This is a genomic window from Bartonella sp. TT110JLCBS (genome assembly GCF_042193405.1).
Classification (GTDB): domain Bacteria; phylum Pseudomonadota; class Alphaproteobacteria; order Rhizobiales; family Rhizobiaceae; genus Bartonella.
This window is the reverse complement of the sequence record NZ_JBHILT010000341.1, coordinates 1-504: the sequence shown is the minus strand read 5'-3', so window position 1 is coordinate 504 and position 504 is coordinate 1. Positions and strand designations below refer to the sequence as shown.

The following is a 504-nucleotide window of genomic DNA, read 5'->3' as shown; positions in this document are numbered from 1 at the left end:
CGCAATGGAAAAGTACGCAGGGTGCCGTTAGTGTTGGTAATAAAAGTACGGGCATGACGCGGCAGATTACAGGTGTAGCAGCTGGTAGTGAACTTACTGATGCAGTAAATGTTGTACAGTTAAAAGACTTAGAAAGTGTCGTAAGAAATGGTGGTTGGAAACTATCTGTTGGGGGTAAGGATGGTAAGACCGTTATCATGGACAGCGCGGTAGATTTTTCCGCTGGAAGTACAAATCTTCAAATTAGCAAAGGCAAAGATAATAATAATATAAAATTTGATCTAGCTAAGGATATTGCAGTCAATAAAGTAACTGCAGGAAACAGTACCTTAGACGCAACGGGCTTAGTGATTTCTGGTGGACCGAAAATAACAACGAGTGGTATTGACGCTGGTAGTAAGAAGATAACAGGCATTCAAAATGGCGCACTCACAGCAGAATCGACCGAAGCGGTCAATGGTTCCCAACTTTTGGCAACAAATACTGAAATTAATGAAGTAAGAG

At 41.5% G+C, this 504-nt stretch carries 1 pseudogene; it reads left to right on the top strand.

From position 1 onward, the window contains the following. Nucleotides 1-504, top strand: a pseudogene (locus ACFILW_RS11200) (hypothetical protein); the annotation flags it as partial.